This window comes from Polaribacter atrinae, from assembly GCF_038023995.1.
GTDB lineage: Bacteria > Bacteroidota > Bacteroidia > Flavobacteriales > Flavobacteriaceae > Polaribacter > Polaribacter atrinae.
This window is the reverse complement of record NZ_CP150660.1, coordinates 3,720,514-3,740,183: the sequence shown is the minus strand read 5'-3', so window position 1 is coordinate 3,740,183 and position 19,670 is coordinate 3,720,514. Positions and strand designations below refer to the sequence as shown.

Sequence of the window (19,670 nt, the reverse complement as noted above, 5' to 3'; positions counted from 1 at the left end):
TTTATAAGTTTATATTTTCTCCTATTTCTAATACAACCAACTCTTTATTTTTTGATGTGAATTTAGATTTTGCTTCATTAATATCGATTTCAATTGGAGGAAAAGTATTAAAATGACATCCAATTACTTTAGGACACTCCACTAAATCACTTGCAATAATTGCATCTTCCACTCCCATAGTAAACGTATCTCCAATAGGAAAAATAGCTGCAGTAAGCTTCGTAGTTAAAGGAATCAATTTCATATCCATTGTTAAAGCAGTATCTCCTGCAACATATAGGTTTTTATCTTTTGATGAAATTACAAAACCTCCCGGTTCTCCACCATAAGTACCATCTGCAAAAGAGGAAGTGTGAATTGCATTTACGTATTTTGCAGAAAAGTGCTCCGTTTTAAAAGTACCTCCATGATTTAATGCACTTACATTTAAATCTTTTGCCCCATAGTACATGGATATTTCATAGTTAGAAACAATAACTGCCTTTGTTCTCTCTGCAATTATTTCTACATCTAAAACATGATCTTGATGCGCATGTGTTAACAAGATAAAATCTGCTTTTAAATTAGAGATATCTATGTGAGAAGCTAATGCATTACCCGAAATAAACGGATCTACTAAAATAGTTACGTTGTTTATTTCTATAGAAAAACAAGAATGACCTAAAAATTTAATCTTCATATCTTAAAATTATATTTAATTCACAAATTACATAATTTGTCCAACTCCAAAAAGAATTGCAAACAAAAAAGTGCTTAATGCTACTTTTTTAAGTTCACTATCTAATTCTGCAGGAATATTATTGGCTGCAACAGTTTTTACATTTCTAATTAACGGAACAAAAGCACCTAAAAAAATAAGTTGATAAATATTTCTAAAATCTAAAAAGGCATATGCACAAGCAAAAATCAAAGCCCCAAAAATTAAAAAATAATGATATTTTTTTGCTTTTACGTTTCCTAACTTAACAACTAAGGTGTTTTTATTATTTTTTTTATCTTCTTCTCTATCACGTAAATTATTAAGGTTTAAAACAGCAGTACTTAATAAGCCAACTGAAATTGCTGGTAAAAAAACATACATATCAAGGTGTTTTGTGAATAAGAAATAACTACCAACTACGCTTAATAAACCAAAAAACAGAAAAACAAAAACATCACCAAAACCACTATATCCATAAGCAGAGTTACCAACGGTATATTTAATAGCTGCAGCAATTGAAGCAATTCCTAAACCTAAAAATAATATTGAATATCCAAAATTTTCTTTACCAAAAGAAACGTAAATAAGAAATAAGGCTATTATTAAGGTGATAATTGTTGTAATTATCATGGCTAATTTCATTTGTTTCGGAGTGATTGCTCCTGATGAAACCATACGTGCTTCTCCTGTTCTATTTTTATCGGAACCTTTAATTCCGTCTCCATAATCGTTTGCAAAATTAGACAATACCTGAAAACCGACAGTAGTTAATATTGCTAACCAAAAAATTGGAGATTCCAGAATTGAAATTTCATCACTTAATTTTTTAGTTCCTAAAAAGCTACCCAAAATAATTCCTGAAACAGATAAAGGTAAAGTTCTTAACCTTGCTGCTTTTATGTAATTTTTTACATCCATAAATTCGTACTACTTTCTACTTTAAATAAAGTATAATTGTAAATTTTTATCGCCTCGCTTTTTTCTATACAAGGAAGTTTAATTTCTCCAGAAGCGGTTTGAAAAACCAAATCTACAACCTTATTTCTTTCTTGAAAAAAAGTTTGCATCATTTTAATATTTTGCACCTTAAAAAAGGGTAAATATGTTAAATGAGTGTCAAAACTTCCTGAACCAACCAACAAAACATCATCACTTATTTTATAAAATCTTTTATTGAAGATTAAATTGACAATAAGAATAAATAATGGAACCAATAAAATGTTAGTTAAGAAAACTAGTTTGTCTAAAAAAGTAAGATAAAAAACTACATTTGTTATCAGTAAAAGTAAAAAAGACAGAAAATACATTCTTCTTTTTAAATAAACATGTACCTGCTTTCTTTCTAATTGATCTACTTCAGAAAAGTTGAAAAGTAATTCCTTAATTCTGTTTACCTGAGCTTTTTTACAGCCAACAATTCGTATTAACTTGTCTTTTCTTTTTTTATTTACTTTACCACTAACAGCTTGTTTAAAAGTGATAAAGGAAATACCTAAAATCTTTTTTATTGGATTTGTAGAAACAGTAATACTCTGAATTTTATCCTTCTTTAATATAATAGATTTTTTTGTAAGCAATCCTTGATAGATTTCAAAGTTTTGATCTTTTATAAAAACAGTTAAATTAAAATGAAATAAGAATATTCTTACAAAAGAACTTAAAATTGCTATAAAAATCAATAAGATAATTAGCACAATGAACACAAAAATACTTTGATGAAAAGAACTACTACTTTTTTCTATATATTCATTTAATAAATGATCTTTTCCAATACCACTAAATAATTGTTCTAGTTGCTGAAAAAGCCCTACTAATAAGGCCATAAAAATGAGCAAACTTTGTAGATGGTTTTCTGTGAAACTAACCTTTAATAACTCTAATAAATTTATTTTTAGAAATGGTTTTTCTGCAACAATTTCTTCTTTGATTATGGTTGAGTTATGGAATGAAAGTTGACTTTTAAGCGCTTTGGCTTTTTGAAAAGACAATGCCTTTATAGAGATTTCTGTTTTGTTAGACCCTGCAGTTTCTATATTAACTTCATATACATTGATAAGCTGTTGAATAATATTTTGCTTAAAATTGATGTTCTGAATTCTATCAAAAGAAATGGAAGTATTTGTTTTTTTTAAGATTCCTTGTTTTAAAATAAAGTGATTCTTATCTACCTTAAACTGAAAATTTTGATAAATTAAAAAAGCCCTAATCAGAAAAAATAATAACAAAAATCCAAGTCCCAAATAGATATAAAACAGTGTAGTTTGATTAAACTTAGAAAATTTCTGAAAAAACAGAAAAAGTAAGACCCAAAAAGCTTTTAATAATTTATACAGTAACTTAAAATAAATTATAAGAATTCCTTTTTTAGATTGTTTAGAAAATTGACTAAAATCAAACGTGTTATTCATTGATTTTTTGACTAATAAATTCTTTTATTTCTATAGCTTCCTTTTTGGTAATTCCTTTTATATCTAAATCATCACTACTATCTCCGGCAGTAAAAACACTTAAAGAAGCTAATTTAAAAAACCTAGAGAGAGGGCTTTCATCTACTTCTATATGCTGAACTCTAGAAAACGGTACTGTTGTAATTTTTTGGAAGAATAAACCGCTTTTATAAGAAATGTCTTTTTCTCGAACAGCATATTTTCTTTTTTTAAATCCAAAGTAAAGTAAAAGTATTGTAATTATCAGAACTATTATAAAAGCAATGTAGACAAGATAAACATAAGGACTAATTGCGTCTAGAAAATTATAATGATTCGCTATAAAAATCCCCATTAAAATAGCTCCAAAAAGTAATAAACTATTTAATAAAATAACTTTTAAATAGTTCTTATTGATTGGTTTAAAGGTGATTTCTGTAATATTTGGTAAATTAGAAACAAACTCGTTTTCAAACATTTAAATTAATTTAATGTTTTTTTCCTACAAATTATTAGCCTCTGCAATTAGTTCTGCAATATCTTTAACAACAACTTCTGCTTCTTTTTCTTTAAATTTAATTCCGTCTGTCATCATTGTATTGCAATACGGACAACCTGTAGCAATAATATTTGGTTTGGTTTCTAAAGCATCTTCTGTTCTTAAAACATTAATCTCCTTATCCCCTTTTTCAGCATCTTTAAACATTTGCGCACCTCCTGCTCCACAACATAATGCGGTAGATTTATGGCGTTTCATTTCTGTTAAATTAACACCTAATCTTTTTATTAATTCTCTAGGAGACTCATAAACATCATTAGCTCTACCTAAATAACAAGGATCATGAAACGTTACTCTTTTACCCTTTAAAGTAGTATCATCTAATGTTAAACGACCTTCAGAAATTAAATTTTGGATGAATTGTGTATGATGAAAAACTTCATATTTTCCTCCTAAAGAAGGATATTCATTTTTTAAAGTATTAAACGAATGCGGATCACAAGTAACTATTTTTTTTACTTCATAACCATTTAATACTTCAATATTCATCATTGCTTGCATTTGAAACAAGAATTCATTTCCTGCTCTTTTTGCTGCATCACCAGTAGATGATTCCTCCGTTCCTAAAACAGCAAAATCTACCTTAGCTTGATGTAATATTTTTACAAATGCTCTCGATATTTTTTTTGCTCTATCATCATAACTTCCTGCTGCGCCAACCCAAAACAACACTTTTGGTTGCTTACCTTGAGCCATCATATCTGCCATTGTTGGTACGTTCATAACTTTGATGTTTATTCGTTTAAATGATTAATCGTGTGTTGTCGATATAAATTTATTAGTTCTTCATAAATTCACCCGAACTGACATGGTCTAAAAACAGTTTCTTCTTTCTAAAACTGAGAAGTGCCAACATTTTTTACTCCTCTTTTGCCCAGTTTAATCTATCTTGTTGATTGTATTGCCAAGGAGCTCCGTTGTTTTCGATGTTTGTCATCATCATATTTAACTCTTGTGGCGCTGCACTTTCTTCCATTACCAAATATCTTCTCATATCCATAATAATAGAAAGAGGATCTATATTTACCGGACATTCTTCTACACAAGCATTACAACTTGTACATGCCCAAAGTTCTTCTGGAGAAATATAATCGTTTAATAATTGCTTACCATCATCTACAAAAACACCTTTATTAGCATCAATATTTCTACCAACTTCTTCTAAACGATCACGAGTATCCATCATGATTTTTCTAGGCGATAATTCTTTTCCTGTAAGATTTGCTGGACAAGAAGATGTACATCTACCGCATTCTGTACAGGTGTAAGCATTTAATAATTGTACCCAATTTAAATCTGCAACATCAGATGCACCAAATTTTTCTGGGACTGCATCTTCTGCTCCTTCTGGTGGCGTTGCATAAGGATCTGCATCAGGATCCATCATTAATTTCACTTCAGTAGTAACAGATTCTAAATTTGTAAACTGTCCTTTTGGATTTAAATTTGCAAAATACGTATTTGGAAAAGCTAATAGTATATGTAAATGCTTTGAGTAATATAAATAATTTAAGAAAACTAAAATCCCTAAAATATGAATCCACCAACAAGTTCTTTCTATTGTATGTAAACCTTCTGGTGAAAAACCATCAAATAAAGGTGCTATAAACTGACTAATTGTATTTCCTATTCCTGCTTGCTGAAAACTAACATCCGTAGCATTCATCACCAAAAACAAGGTCATTAAAACCATTTCAATATAAAGAATATAATTTCCATCGTTTTTAGGCCAACCTTTCATTTCTTTACTCAGAAAACGTTTAATGTTAGACACATTTCTACGCAACCAAAACAATACAACAGCAACAAAAACTAAGGCTGCTAATACTTCGAAAACACCAATTAAAAAGCCATATAAACCATCGCCCAAAAGCCCTTGAAAAATTCTGTGAGTTCCAAATAATCCATCGATAATAATTTCTACAACTTCAATATTAATAATTATAAAACCTAAATAAACAATGATATGTAAAAATCCTGAAAAAGGTCTTTTCACCATTTTTGATTGCCCCAAAGCAATCATCAACATATTTTTTAACCGTTCAGGCTTTTTATCTGTACGATTAACATCTTTACCTAATTTGATATTTCTTAATAATTTACGAATGTTCATCGTAAAAAAACTAAGTCCTAAAGCTAATGCTAAAGCAAAAATTATATTGGGTAGGTATTGCATATTAGTTAATAGTTTATGTGAAATTAGTTATTTTCTTCTTCTAATTCGGTGTCTTTCTTAGGTGTATAAGGCTTTGCTTTTTTACCAAATAATGAAAAGTGTACAAATCGCTTAGGGTTCAACTTCATTTCTCTAAGCAATTCTTCTAGTTCTTTAGAAGCGTTTTCTAAATTTGTGTACATCGCTTCATCAGTAATTAATTTACCTATAGTACCTTTACCAGAGTTGATACCTTCTAATATTGTATTAACAGAAGTAAGCGTATGTTCTGCTTTTTTTACAATCCTACCAATATCAGCATTTGCTAACGTATCTGAAACTTTTGCGAAATTTTCTGTAATTGTTTTTGTGTTTTTTACACTTGCTTTTAAATCTGAAGAGGTAGCATCTATCACTCCGTTTACAGATGACATCATTTTATTTACTTCATTTAAAGTTGCCTCTAAGCTAGAAACCGAATTTTTTAGACTATTTTGTGTGTTGGTATCTAAAATATTGTTTACATTTTTAAACAATGAATCTGCTCTTACCATTACTGTCTCTAACTTTGCTTGTATTGGATCTAAGCGTTCTCCAATAGAAGTAAATAAACTTGATTCAATTTGACCTTTTAGATAATCTCCAGAAATGGCCATTTCTCCTTCATAATTAGGTATGATAGCTAGGTTAGACCCACCTAAAGGACTTGGAGAATAGATTTTCACAACACTCTTTTTAGAGAATTCAAAATCTTTTTCAATAGCAAAATTTACTACTAATTGCCCTTTTTTATCTTCTGATTTATTAAAAGCAATATCTATAACCTTACCTACTTTTAACCCATTAATAGTTACTGAGCTAGACTCTGTTAAACCACCAATATTTGTGTATTCTACTTTAAAATAACGGGTATTTCCATCAAACAAGTTTTGACCTTTTAAAAAGTTATATCCCCATATAAATATGAATATAATAACAATAGCTACAATTCCTGTTTTTAATTCTTTAGACATCCATAAAAGTTTAATAACAAAACTACTAATAATTTTTGGTTGAGACCATCAAATCTATTGTATTTTAACAGCTTCATGAACGGAAATCTTTTCACCATTCTTAAAAGCAACAATAAAAGCAGAAGTATATCCTTTAGATTTTGCAACCCTTAAAGATTGTTTCACTTTATTATAATTAGAAGTATTTCCAAAATAATATTTATAAAAACTTCCTACAGCAACTCTCTCTACATCATCTAAACCTTTAAAATTATAAGATTTAGTTGCTATTTTATTTTTTCCAGAAGCAATTTGAACTTTATATTCAATACTTCCTACCACTTTGTTTTCTGATATGTTATTATTTACAGTGTTTAGTTTTAAATTACCTACATAATTTAAAACAGCAGCTGTAATAGCAGTTCCCATTTGTTCTTGACCTTTTTTAGAATTCAAGTATCTTCCTTCTGTTTTATTCGTTAAAAAACCTAACTCTACCAAAACACTTGGCATAATGGTTTCTCTTAAAACCTGAAAGTTATCTTGCTTTACCTTTCTATCGTGTCTCTTTAATTTAGAAGTAAAACTATTTTGAATTAAACTAGCAATAGCTAAACTCTTATCTAAATTTTCTTCTTGCAAAAGCGATAAACCAATTACCGATTCTGCAGAATTAGAATCAAATCCCTTATACTTTTCTTCGTAATTCTCTTCATAAAAAATAGCTGCATTTTCTCTTTTAGCGATTTCTAAGTTCTTTTTATTACCCCTTAACCCCAAAACAAAAGTACCTGCTCCGTAGGCATTAGAGGTATGAGAATCGCAATGAATAGATAAAAACAAGTCTGCTTTAGCATGATTTGCAATTTCTCCTCTTTTCCATAAATCTATAAAAACATCATTATTTCTAGTGTAAACAACTTTTATATCTTTAGTCTTAGACAATTTATCTCCTACAATTAACGCAACTTTTAAGGCTATATCTTTCTCTTTGTAACCATTGCCTAAGTTTCCAGGGTCTTTCCCTCCATGGCCAGCATCAATAACAACAACATATTCCTTCTGCGCAAACATTAATAATGGATTCATTAAAAATGAGAACGCAAAGAGAAAAAATAAAATATTTTTTACTTTGATATTAATTTTGTGATTTTCTTTAAATTGCATCAATAAAATTTAACTAATTTTGGCTTCTCAAATTTGGTGTTCCAAATATTGAGCCATACTTTTAACCTTTATACAAAAATAGCATTTAAAGCATTGCAAACAAACCTATCATACATTCTTTTATTTTGCTGTATCTTTTTTATAGAAATAGGCTTTTCACAAGAGCTAAAATCTAAAGATAAAACAACAAATACTAATGTTGCTAAAGACTCTTTATTTAAAAGTAAGAGAGATTCTTTGGCTTTAAAACAAACAGATTCCATTTCTTTAGACTCTATAAAACCTAAAGAAACGATAGAAGACATTATTGTACATGTTGCCACAGACTACACTATACAAAACGCAAAAAACCAAACGGTTACACTTTACAACGAAGCAAACATAACCTATACAGATATTGATTTAAAAGCAGGAATTATTGTTGTTGATTATAAGAAAAACACACTTTTTGCAAAAGGAATAATTGACAGTACAGGATACGTGCAACGCCCAATATTTAAACAAGGTAGTCAAGAATCTGAACAAGACTCTATTATCTATAATTTTAAGAGTAAAAGAGCTTTAATCTACGGATTAAAAACAAAACAAGGAGAAATGTTTACGTATGGAGAAAAAACCAAACGTGTAAATGACTCTACTATTTATGTAAGAAATATACAATTTACTACTTCAGAAAAGAAAAACCCAGATTATTACATTGCAACTGACAAAGCAAAATTAGTTCCAGGAAAAAAGATTATTGTTGGTACCAGTAATTTAGTGTTAGCAGACATCCCTACCCCTATCTTTTTACCATTTGCCTATTTTCCAATAACTGAAACAAGTGTTTCTGGATTTTTAATTCCGTCTTTTGATACTGGTAGTAGTGATAGAGGTATTGGTTTTCAGAATGGTGGTTATTATTTTGCGATTAGTGAATATATGGATTTAACAGTTTTAGGTGATGCATATTCTAACGGAAGTTGGGGTTCTAGAATATCATCTAACTACAGAAAAAGATATCGTTTTAATGGTTCTTTTAGTTTAAATTTCGAAAATAACATTAACGGAATTAGTGGTTTTGATGATTATAGTAAATCGAACAATTTTAATATTAGATGGTCTCATAGTCAAGACTCTAAAGCTAGCCCTAACTCTAGATTCTCTGCCTCAGTAAACTTAGGAAGTAGTAAGTTTTTTAGAGAATCTCAAAACCAATACAATGTAGCACAGACGTTAACAAACACCTTTAACTCGTCTATAAACTATAGCAAAACATTTGTTGGCACACCGTTTAATATGAACCTTACTGCAAGTCATCAGCAAAATACAAATACAGAAGCTATTACAATGACTTTACCGTCATTAACTGTAAATATGAGTAGAATATATCCGTTTGCAGGAAAAAATGGAATTCAAAAAACTCCAATTCAAAAAATGGGTTTTAATTATACGATGCAAGGGCAGTATTTAATTAACACTACAGATGATGAGTTTTTTACACCAAAAATGTTTGAAACAGCAAGATCTGGAATGCAACATAAGACAGGAACTAGCACAAACATAAAAGCATTTAAGTACTTTACATTATCTCCAAGTGCTAATTATGAAGAAACCTGGCAGTTTGATTATATTCAAAAAGATTATGATGTTACAGAGAATGTAGTGGTAACAGATACACTTAGAGGTTTTAAAAGTTATAGAGAATACAATGCTGGTATTAGTTTATCTACAAATATTTATGGTACTTTTAATTTTAAGAAAGGAAGATTAAAAACAATTAGACATACTTTTAGACCGTCTGTTTCTTATTCTTATAGACCAGACTTTAAAGATAAATACATAAAGCAAGTTCAGCAAAGTGCAGATGCAAAAGATTTATTAGATTACACGGTTTATGACCAAGGTATTTATGGTGCACCATCTTCTGGATTAAGCAATTCTATAGGTATTTCTTTAAACAACGTTTTAGAAGCAAAAGTTGCCCCTAAAGATCCCGATAGTGATGAAGAAGATGAGAAAGTAACGCTGTTAAACAACTTAAATTTTAGTAGTTCTTATAATATTGCAGCCGATAGTTTACGATGGTCTCCTGTTAGCTTTTCTGCAGGTACAAGGTTATTTAAAGACAAATTATCACTAAACTTAAGTGGTTCTATGGATCCTTATAAAGTAAATAGCGATGGTGTAAGAATCAATGAATACAACGCAAATATTTTAAGATTGACCAACGCTAATTTAACCGCTAATTACTCTATATCTAGTACCGATTTTGGTAAAGATAAAAAAGACCAGTCTAAACAAAGTGCTAACGGAGGTGACAATAATGTAGATGTTATTGGTGCAGATATTAATCCTACTGGTAGGAATAATAGAAATAACGCTAATAATAAAGAAGAAACAGATACTAAAAAAGAAACCAAGTTATATACAGCAGACATACCATGGTCTATAAATTTAGCATACTCTGCAAATTATACGAATAATGGTTTAGATGGTGGTAGTATTGGAGTACACAGTATTATGTTTAGTGGTAATTTAGAGCTATCACCAAAATGGAAAATGGGTTACTCATCTGGTTACGATGTTAAAGGAGGTGCTTTTACGTTTTCTAGATTTAATTTCACAAGAGATTTAGACAGTTGGCAATTTAATTTTAACTGGGTTCCTTTTGGAACAAATTCTTCTTACACGTTTTTTATTGGTGTAAAATCTTCTGTCTTATCAGATCTTAAATGGGATAAAACGAAACCTGCAGATAGAACGTTGTTCTAATAGTATTCAGTATTCAAAACTAAAATACTTAGATTACACTATGCAAACAATCCTTAAAACTTATTAACTTTGTTACTTACGATGGTAACAAAATAAAACACATAATTTAATGAAAAAAATAATAACAACTACAAAAGCACCGGCTCCAATAGGGCCTTACAATCAGGCTGTATTAAGCGGAAATACGCTATATACTTCTGGTCAAATTGCTATCAACCCAGAAACAGGAGAATTGATCTTATCTTCAATAAAAGAAGAAACAACTCAGGTTATGGAAAACCTAAAGGAAGTTTTAGCTGCTGCAGATATGACTTTCGAAAACGTCATTAAAACCTCTATTTTTATTTCTGACATGAATAATTTTGGAGAAATAAATGCTATTTACGGAACCTATTTTAACGAAGAAACTGCACCTGCAAGAGAAACTGTAGAAGTAGCAAACTTGCCTAAATTTGTAAATGTAGAAATTAGTGCAATTGCTATTAAATAGCAATTGCTTTCATTAGTAAATCTGCAGAAGCAGGATTTGTTGCTAACGGAACATTGTGTACATCACAAATTCTTAACAGCATTATAATATCTGGTTCGTGAGGGTGTTTTGCATGAGGATCTCTAAAAAACAAGACCATATTGCATTTGCCTTCTGCAACTCTTGCTGCAATTTGCGCATCTCCTCCAATAGGACCTGATAAGAATTTTGTAACTACAAAACCCGCTTTTTCTGCTTTAGAACCTGTAGTTCCTGTAGAAACTAACTTTATATTTTTTGTAAGCAAAACCTCTTTATGTTCATTTAAAAACTGAACCATTTCTGCTTTTTTGCCATCGTGTGCAATAATTGCTATTTCCATAAAATACTATTAAATTTATTTATTCTAAAGATAAAAAAAAACCTGATAGAAAATTAATTCTATCAGGTTTTATATAGATGAACTACTTTATATTATAAAGAAGCTGCATATTCGATTAAGTCTACAATCTTAGTTGAATAACCCATTTCGTTATCATACCAAGAAACAACTTTTACAAAGTTATCGTTTAAAGCGATACCTGCTTTAGCATCAAAGATAGAAGTACGAGTATCTCCAACAAAGTCTTGAGAAACTACCATATCTTCAGTGTATCCTAAAACACCTTTCATTGCATCACTTTCTGAAGCAGCTTTCATTGCAGCACAAATTTCTGCATATGTTGCTGGCTTTTCTAATTTTACAGTTAAATCTACAACAGAAACATCCATAGTAGGAACTCTAAAAGCCATACCAGTTAATTTTCCGTTTAATGCAGGAATTACTTTTCCAACAGCTTTTGCAGCTCCAGTTGAAGAAGGAATTACGTTACCAATTGCAGAACGTCCACCTCTCCAGTCTTTCATAGAAGGACCATCAACAGTTTTTTGAGTAGCTGTTGCAGCATGTACAGTTGTCATTAAACCTTCTGAGATACCCCAGTTATCGTTTAATACTTTAGCAATAGGAGATAAACAGTTTGTAGTACAAGATGCGTTAGAAAAAATCTTTTGATCTGCTTTTAATTCTGTATTGTTAACACCCATTACAAACATTGGTGTATCATCTTTAGAAGGTGCAGATAATACTACTTTTTTAGCACCTGCTTCTAAGTGTTTTCCTGCAGTTTCTGCTGTTAAGAAAAAACCTGTAGATTCTATAACATATTCAGCTCCAATTTCATCCCATTTTAAATCTGCTGGGTTTCTTTCTGCTGTAATTCTAATTTCGTTTCCGTTTACAATTAATTTACCATCTTTAACATCAACAGTACCATCAAATGCACCGTGAACTGAATCGTATTTTAACATGTAAGCTAAATAATCTACATCTAATAAATCATTAATTCCTACTACCTGTACGTCTTTTCTATTTACAGTAGATCTGAATGCTAATCTACCAATTCTTCCAAATCCGTTAATTCCTATTTTAATCATTTTACTAATTTTTAATTATTTATTTTTTATGTTGTTATAATATCAGAAATTCTAAGCAACTCGTGGTTTATAGAATGACCACCTGCAATTGCTACTTTAATATCTGTACTAATTACTTTATTATCTTGTAAACCAACCATTAAATTGGTTTTACCATCTAATAATAACTCTACTGCTTTTACACCTAGTCTACTTGCTAAAACTCTATCAAAACAAGAAGGTGAACCACCTCTTTGCATGTGACCAAGAATACTAACTCTAACATCATATTGAGGTAAATTCTCCTCTACATATTTTGCTAATTCGTAAACGTTTTTACCAGATTTATCTCCTTCTGCAACGACTACAATACTAGATGATTTTCCTGCTCTTCTACTTCTTTCTAAAGATTCTAATAATCTGTCTAAACCTAAATCTTCTTCAGGAATCAAGATTTCTTCTGCTCCAGCTCCTACTCCTGCATTTAAAGCGATAAAACCTGCATCACGTCCCATAACCTCAACAAAGAAAAGTCTGTTATGTGAAGATGCTGTATCTCTAATCTTATCTATTGCTTCTACTGCTGTATTTAAAGCGGTGTCGTAACCTAGTGTATGGGATGTTCCAAAGATATCATTATCAATAGTACCTGGAATTCCTACTACAGGGAAACCAAATTCTTCATTAAACAATACTGCTCCGGTAAACGAACCATCTCCACCAATTACAACCAATGCATCTACCTCACGTTCTATTAAGTTTTCGTAAGCTTTCTGTCTACCTTCTTTAGTTCTAAATCCTTTAGACCTTGCAGATTTTAAGATTGTTCCACCTTTGTTAATAATATTATGAACGCTTCTTGCATTTAGTTCTACAAGATCATCTTCGATTAAACCTTCATACCCTCTATATATACCTACACAACCTAAACTATAATAGGCACAAGACCTAACTACTGCTCTAATTGCGGCGTTCATTCCTGGAGCATCTCCTCCAGAAGTCATAACTGCTATTTTTTTGATTTTCTTCATATATTGTGATGTAAATTTACTGCTTTATAACCATTTAAAATAATAAAATTACGAAATCGTTTTAGGCTCATTTTCGTTATTATAAGTGAAAAGTAGCTAAATTTTATTAAATAATTCAACGGTATACATTATTGTTTTATTAATATTTTTTCAGACGCAAAATTAGCAATCAAATCAAAAAAATTAAATGATAAAAATCACTTTTTTTTTAATAAGTAGTGAGTTGATTAGTTTCCTTCAAAATTTATTAAATTATCTTTAAATCTAAATATGGAATCTCTTTTTATCAAAGCTTTTTTTGCTTTATCTACTCTTTTCTTTCCTTTAATTTTTCTTAACAAGCCAGAAAGTGTATTAAAATTAACTTGATAAGAGAGTCCTACTCCTTGTGTGTAGCCTTCTTCTTCTGTAGAGTATTGTATTTCATTTTGTCTATTAAAAATAACACCTCTAAAATTTCCTTCTTCATTTAGTAATATTTCAACTTTTACCTCACCAACAACACTAGATTGAGTTTGTGTACCAACAGGCACTCCTACTTTTCCATTAATAACAACTTTATCACCTAACTGGGTGCTTACAGAAACATCTACTTGATTATCTGTATATACGTTTCCAATATCATTACCGCTATTTCCTTGTTGATAATCTACCCCTAATTGAAATTTACCGTCAGGATTATTTAATAAACTAGAAAAAGCTGCAGACACTGCACTAGAGGCTGTATTAGAAAAGGTTTCACTCGCATTAAAATCTGCTCTATCTGGGTTTGCAAAAGTACCAAATGCAAGTAATGATATAAATTGTGTTGTTTTCTCGTTTACATTATTATCATTTAAAATAAACTCTAATTCACTGGCTATTGATGGGTCTACATTTGTTAATTGAATGTCTAAATCTTGTTTAGAACTAAACAAACCTCCTGTAATTTTAGTTACTAAATCTACCTCAATCTTTCTATTAGAATTAAAATTTTGCAATAAAACTCCTGGATTTGCTTTTGCTTTATAAATTGCCGTTACATCTAAATTGGCTTCATACGGATTTCCATTCCAAGAAACGGTACCTCCTTTTTGTATTAAAAATGGCTTATTTACAATACCTCCGTATTTAAAATCATACACTCCGCTGTCTATCGTATAGTCCCCAAACATGTTAAATTTACCTCGTGTATTTATCTCAATTCTAAGGTTTCCTTTACCTGTACCGGTTAACTGACTTCCGTTTACCTCATCTATAACTACTTGCGCTGTTGCATCACTTGTTACATCTAAATCTATATTTAAAGACAATCCTTTAATAGCTTCTAAGGCAATTTCTTTTTGCTTTTCCTTAATCCCAGTTTCTTTCGTTTTAAAATGAATTAAATTATAACTATCTACTGTTTCTATATCTTTTAAAGGAACCACAAATGCAGTGCCAGACATTGTTTTAGCATTAATATCTATGGTCAATTGGTCTGTTAACCCTGTAATATTAGCTGTACCATCTATAAAAGCAGTACCATAATACAATGCTTCATCTGTATTTTTGGTATCTAAAACCAATAAATTATTACTCTCTATTTCTATATTTAAAAACCACTTTTTAAAATTTAAGTGAGTAATATCTCCAATAAGCCTCCCTCTACTTTTATGTTTGGTATCTATCAATGATACTCCTTCAAAAATAAACGACTGTTCTTGCAAACTGATTATAGATTCTCCTTCAAAATCATAATCTACATTTAAATATGGAAACTTTAAACCTGCATCTTTAAGCGTTAAAGTACCTTCCATCTCAGGATTTCCTAAAAAACCTCTTAAAGAAAAATCTCCATTTGCTGTACCTCTTATAGAGGATAAAACATCTTGACCAAGCGGACTAAAAGCATCTAAACCAAATTCTTCTAAGTAGACATCTAAATCTATTAAAGGTCTTTTTTCTGAAAAATCTAAAGAACCTGTAGCTGCAATGCTTTTTACTTTTTCATTATTTATAGATAAATCAACCTTATACTTTTTGTAAGAATTATCTCCTTTTACATTTAGAGATAAATCTCCTTGTTTAAAATTATTAACCTGAAAATCTGCAATAGAAAGTAATGCTTCCGGATTATAAACACCTTTATTTTGTACAAAATCTACATGACCAGACAATACTCCTTTTAATGCAAGGCTATCTATTTTGGGTAAAAAACTCTGTAATTTAACTTTTGTAAAATCGGCTAAAAGCACTTTCTCTGAATCTCCTTTTAAAGTACCTGAAAACTCTATTTTCTGCTCGCCAGAGGTAAATTTAAACTGACTAAAATTAAAATCATTTTCTTTAATATTGAAAGTAACTTTATTTTTACTTGAAACATCTGGATTAATTCCCCAAGTGTTCTCTTTAAATATAAAGGATGACTTTTGGAAACCAACTACAGATTTCCCTTCAGGATTAAAGGTGTAGAAAAAATCGAGGTTAAAATCTTCGTTCTTTTTAATTCCTCCTTCAAATTCTGATTTAAAATACAAAGTATCATTCTGATTTAAACTCAATAAGTTTAATTTAGAAACATTATAATATTTTGTATTTACTTCGGATGCCGTTAAATGCGAATTATAAAGCGGATTTTGATTATCTGTTCTTAATAAAACATCTTTTACCTCATTACCATAAGCTTCTATTTTTGGTGAAGAAAACGTTAACCTTAGTTGGTTTTTATCTGCCTTTATTTTACCTTTTACCTTGGTATTATTATCAATAGAAATATCAGGAAAAAATACCGTAACAATTTGATTATAGATGGTAAAATTAAAATCTAAAAATTGATTAGGTGCAACAGCAAACGGTTTATAGTTTGTATAAACACTACCTAACGCATTTTGGGCAACGGGTAACAATTCTGAAAAAGAAAATTTACCAGACAAATAACCTTCTGCAATATCTTTAGAAACCAGCTCTATTGTTTTAATACTATCCTTTAAAGACGATACTACATTAAATTCTTTAAAATTAAATTCTTCTTTTTGGTTTGTGTATAAAATATTTGTAAAAGTTGCTTTTCCAGTGATATCATCAAACGTGTTTCCCTCTACATCTAACTCAATATTCCCTTTTAAAACAGCAATACTATCTCTTGTAAAAAGATTTGTTTCTTTTAAGTTTAGATATTCAATATTTGATTTAAAATCGAATTTATTTATATCTGTAGATAAGTCTGCCAACCCATTAAAATTCATTTTAAAATTGACATCATCTATCTTTAAATCTCCATCAAATTTGTTATTTTGATATTGACCATTTGCTTCAATTTTTTTATAAGTATAATTTTTAAAATTAAGAGCTGCAACAGTTCCTATAAAAGAAGTATTAATATTATCTAGCTTAAAACCACTCCCTTTTACATCTCCTTTTAAAGACACTTCCCCAAATAAAGGGTCGTTGAATAATTCGCCAATATTAAACTTGTTCAATTCAATCTTTCCGCTATAAGCGGCATAATCAATAGCGTCTATATTAGAAATTTCTAAATCTGATATAACATTCCCTATTTCTGAATTTAAATCTAAATTGGCTTTGATTTCTTTAGGGGTAACATGTACTTTCCCTTTTAGAGTAAATCTACCAAATTTAGCAAATTCAGAGGGCAATGTTTTCCCTAAAACATTTGGCAAAACACTTTTTAGGTCATAATAAGTTGCTGTTAAATCTCTTAAATTACCATTAAAAACAAATCCTTTTTCAAAATTAACTGCGTTTACAAAACTTAAATCTCCAATTACTTTAATCCCTTTTTTAGAAGTTAACCAAAGATTGTTTAAAGAAAAATTATTTAACTTTCCTTTAAAATCTCCTGTAAAAGTAACTACATCACTTCCATATAATTCATTGTAGTATTTCTTTAAATCTGGAATAGAAATAGTACTCTCTGTAAAAGCTGCTGTAATATCTACTTTATTATTAAAATCTATTAAATCTTCTCTCTTGTAATTAAAAGCTATTGTACCTTTAATTTCTGACTCTCTAGTTTGCAATGTTGTTTTTACAAAATGCATTGCCTTTCTAGAGTATGAAAAATCTGTTGTTAAGCTAGTAATCTCTAATCCTCTATTATCAACAAAGAAAAGCCCTCTTATTTTCGATGAAAAATCGGGTCCATAGACTAATAAATCTTGTAAATTACCTCCTCCATTACTTGCTGAAAATAAAATAGGATTGTTACTGTTTTCGTTGATCAATTTATAATTTAAATCACTTACATATACGTTATCAGATTTTAAGATAAAAGGTGTAGAGAGCGAATCTTTTGGAGAACCATCATCAAAATTATCTATAAAAACAGCCATAGAGTCATCTTTTTCTCCTTTATAGGTTTTCATATAAACATAAGCACCTTCCAAAGAAATACTCCCTAGGTTTACTTTGTTATCTAAAAAGTTCTTGGCATTTAAAATAGAACTCGTTAACTGTTTAACATAGATTAAAGTATCTTGATGATGGTCTTTAATATCGACTCCTTTTAATTGAATGTTACCTAAAAAAGATAAATCTATTTTTTCTATAGATATATTCGTATTAAAATCTTCATTAAGTCTTTGAGTAGCATAAGTACCTAATTTTGTTTGTATAGCAGGTATAGAAATTAAAATAAAAATGAACAGTAAAAAGAGCACAAAGTACCCAAGCCATTTCAGTATTATTTTTCCTGCTTTTTTGATAATATTTTTTATTTAAAATGATTGTAACAATATGATTTCTATGAATCAAAAACACTGCCAATTAGTACAAAGAACGTGCAAATTTAACAAAGAATTAAATTTCTATTCTTAAAAAAGGAAGACAACATAAAATAATCCTTAATTTTGCTTTAAATTATCATTTTTAATGAAAAAACAGGTTTATATATTAGGGATAGAATCTTCTTGTGACGATACAAGTGCCTCAGTAATTTGTAACGCAAAAGTGCTGAGTAATGTTGTTGCTAACCAAGAAATACATTCTAAATATGGTGGTGTAGTTCCAGAACTAGCGTCTAGAGCACATCAACAAAACATTGTTCCTGTAGTACAACAAGCTATAGAGCAAGCAAATATAACTAAAGAAGATCTATCTGCAATTGCATTTACACGCGGTCCTGGTTTAATGGGATCTTTATTGGTAGGCACTTCTTTTGCCAAATCTTTGGCCCTTGGGTTGCAAATACCTCTAATAGATGTAAACCACATGCAAGCTCATATTTTATCTCATTTTATTGAAGAAGAAAATAGCAAAACTCCTCCTTTTCCTTTCATCTGTTTAACCATTAGTGGTGGACATACACAAATTGTTAAAGTGAGCAATTATTTTGAAATGGAAGTTTTAGGTGAAACTATTGATGATGCCGTTGGTGAAGCTTTTGATAAATCTGCAAAAATTTTAGGTCTTCCCTATCCCGGTGGTCCTTTAATAGACAAACACGCAAAACTAGGAAATCCAAAAGCTTTTCAGTTTACAAAACCAAAAGTGGGTGATTTAGATTTTAGTTTTAGCGGTTTAAAAACAGGAATTTTATATTTTATTCAGAAACAAGTTAGAATAAACCCTAATTTTATTGAAGAAAATTTAGACGACATTTGTGCTTCCATACAATATACAATTGTAGAAATTTTAATGGATAAATTAAAAAATGCGGTAAAACAAACAGGTATTAAACATATTGCTATTGCTGGTGGAGTTTCTGCAAATTCAGAAATTAGAAACCGCTTACAATTAGCAGAAAAACATTTTGGATGGACTACCTACGTACCTAAATTTGAATATACTACTGATAATGCTGCAATGATTGCCATTACTGGATATTTAAAATACTTAAACAACAATTACTCTGATGTTTCTGTAACAGCAAAAGCGCGTTTAAAAGTTACAGAAAACTCTTAGAAGCTTTTTATAAAAACAAACATAATTAACAAACCGAATTTCTACTCCTTGAAAACATTTAAAAACAGATTTTTATTCA

Annotated in this window: 15 protein-coding genes; 3 read left to right on the top strand and 12 right to left on the bottom strand. The window is 29.8% G+C overall.

Annotated elements, in window-relative coordinates:
* Window position 1: 1 nt before the first annotated feature.
* From WG945_RS16330 to WG945_RS16295, 8 genes are all read right to left on the bottom strand, one after another.
* Window positions 2-679: a metal-dependent hydrolase gene (locus WG945_RS16330; RefSeq protein WP_068449971.1), complete on the bottom strand. Its 678-nt coding sequence runs from the start codon at window positions 677-679 to the stop codon at window positions 2-4.
* Between the two features lie 27 nt (window positions 680-706).
* The gene (gene menA / locus WG945_RS16325) at window positions 707-1,618 is read right to left on the bottom strand and encodes a 1,4-dihydroxy-2-naphthoate octaprenyltransferase (protein WP_068449970.1); all 912 of its coding nucleotides are present in this window, start codon (window positions 1,616-1,618) and stop codon (window positions 707-709) included.
* Window positions 1,609-3,108 (bottom strand): PH domain-containing protein, encoded by a 1,500-nt coding sequence (locus WG945_RS16320; RefSeq protein WP_068449969.1) that lies wholly within the window; start codon window positions 3,106-3,108, stop codon window positions 1,609-1,611. Before WG945_RS16320 ends, menA begins: the two co-directional genes overlap by 10 nt.
* A complete protein-coding gene (locus WG945_RS16315) occupies window positions 3,101-3,604 on the bottom strand; it encodes a PH domain-containing protein (protein WP_068449968.1) in 504 nt (167 codons plus the stop codon). Before WG945_RS16315 ends, WG945_RS16320 begins: the two co-directional genes overlap by 8 nt.
* Before the next feature lie 24 nt (window positions 3,605-3,628).
* Entirely contained in the window at window positions 3,629-4,408 is a 780-nt protein-coding gene (locus WG945_RS16310; RefSeq protein WP_068449967.1) for a (Fe-S)-binding protein, read from the bottom strand.
* 136 nt (window positions 4,409-4,544) lie between these two features.
* Window positions 4,545-5,861 carry a (Fe-S)-binding protein gene (locus tag WG945_RS16305; protein WP_068449966.1) on the bottom strand — a complete coding sequence of 439 codons (1,317 nt, stop codon included), beginning with the start codon at window positions 5,859-5,861 and terminating at the stop codon, window positions 4,545-4,547.
* Between the two features lie 23 nt (window positions 5,862-5,884).
* On the bottom strand, window positions 5,885-6,853 hold the full coding sequence (locus tag WG945_RS16300) for an MlaD family protein (protein ID WP_068449965.1): 969 nt from the start codon (window positions 6,851-6,853) through the stop codon (window positions 5,885-5,887).
* A gap of 54 nt (window positions 6,854-6,907) precedes the next feature.
* A complete protein-coding gene (locus tag WG945_RS16295; RefSeq protein ID WP_068449964.1) occupies window positions 6,908-7,999 on the bottom strand; it encodes an N-acetylmuramoyl-L-alanine amidase family protein in 1,092 nt (363 codons plus the stop codon).
* Window positions 8,000-8,092: 93 nt separating this feature from the next.
* Between WG945_RS16295 and WG945_RS16290 the strand changes: the two genes are divergently transcribed.
* A complete protein-coding gene (locus WG945_RS16290) occupies window positions 8,093-10,753 on the top strand; it encodes a putative LPS assembly protein LptD (protein ID WP_068449999.1) in 2,661 nt (886 codons plus the stop codon).
* 109 nt (window positions 10,754-10,862) lie between these two features.
* Complete coding sequence (locus WG945_RS16285) at window positions 10,863-11,243, top strand: RidA family protein (RefSeq protein WP_068449963.1); 381 nt, start codon at window positions 10,863-10,865, stop codon at window positions 11,241-11,243.
* Here the strand turns inward: WG945_RS16285 and WG945_RS16280 are convergent.
* From WG945_RS16280 to WG945_RS16265, 4 genes are all read right to left on the bottom strand, one after another.
* Window positions 11,236-11,604, bottom strand: a complete 369-nt coding sequence (locus WG945_RS16280) for a methylglyoxal synthase (protein ID WP_068449962.1) — start codon at window positions 11,602-11,604, stop codon at window positions 11,236-11,238. The two genes, WG945_RS16285 and WG945_RS16280, sit on opposite strands and share 8 nt — an antisense overlap.
* Window positions 11,605-11,696: 92 nt before the next feature.
* Window positions 11,697-12,698 carry a type I glyceraldehyde-3-phosphate dehydrogenase gene (gap, locus tag WG945_RS16275; RefSeq protein ID WP_068449961.1) on the bottom strand — a complete coding sequence of 334 codons (1,002 nt, stop codon included), beginning with the start codon at window positions 12,696-12,698 and terminating at the stop codon, window positions 11,697-11,699.
* A gap of 26 nt (window positions 12,699-12,724) precedes the next feature.
* Window positions 12,725-13,708, bottom strand: a complete 984-nt coding sequence (gene pfkA / locus WG945_RS16270) for a 6-phosphofructokinase (protein ID WP_068449960.1) — start codon at window positions 13,706-13,708, stop codon at window positions 12,725-12,727.
* 227 nt (window positions 13,709-13,935) lie between these two features.
* Window positions 13,936-18,348 carry a translocation/assembly module TamB domain-containing protein gene (locus WG945_RS16265; RefSeq protein ID WP_068449959.1) on the bottom strand — a complete coding sequence of 1,471 codons (4,413 nt, stop codon included), beginning with the start codon at window positions 18,346-18,348 and terminating at the stop codon, window positions 13,936-13,938.
* A gap of 211 nt (window positions 18,349-18,559) precedes the next feature.
* On the opposite strand from WG945_RS16265, the gene tsaD reads away from it, so the two are divergent.
* Entirely contained in the window at window positions 18,560-19,591 is a 1,032-nt protein-coding gene (tsaD, locus tag WG945_RS16260) for a tRNA (adenosine(37)-N6)-threonylcarbamoyltransferase complex transferase subunit TsaD (protein WP_068449958.1), read from the top strand.
* The last annotated feature ends 79 nt before the right edge of the window (window positions 19,592-19,670 follow it).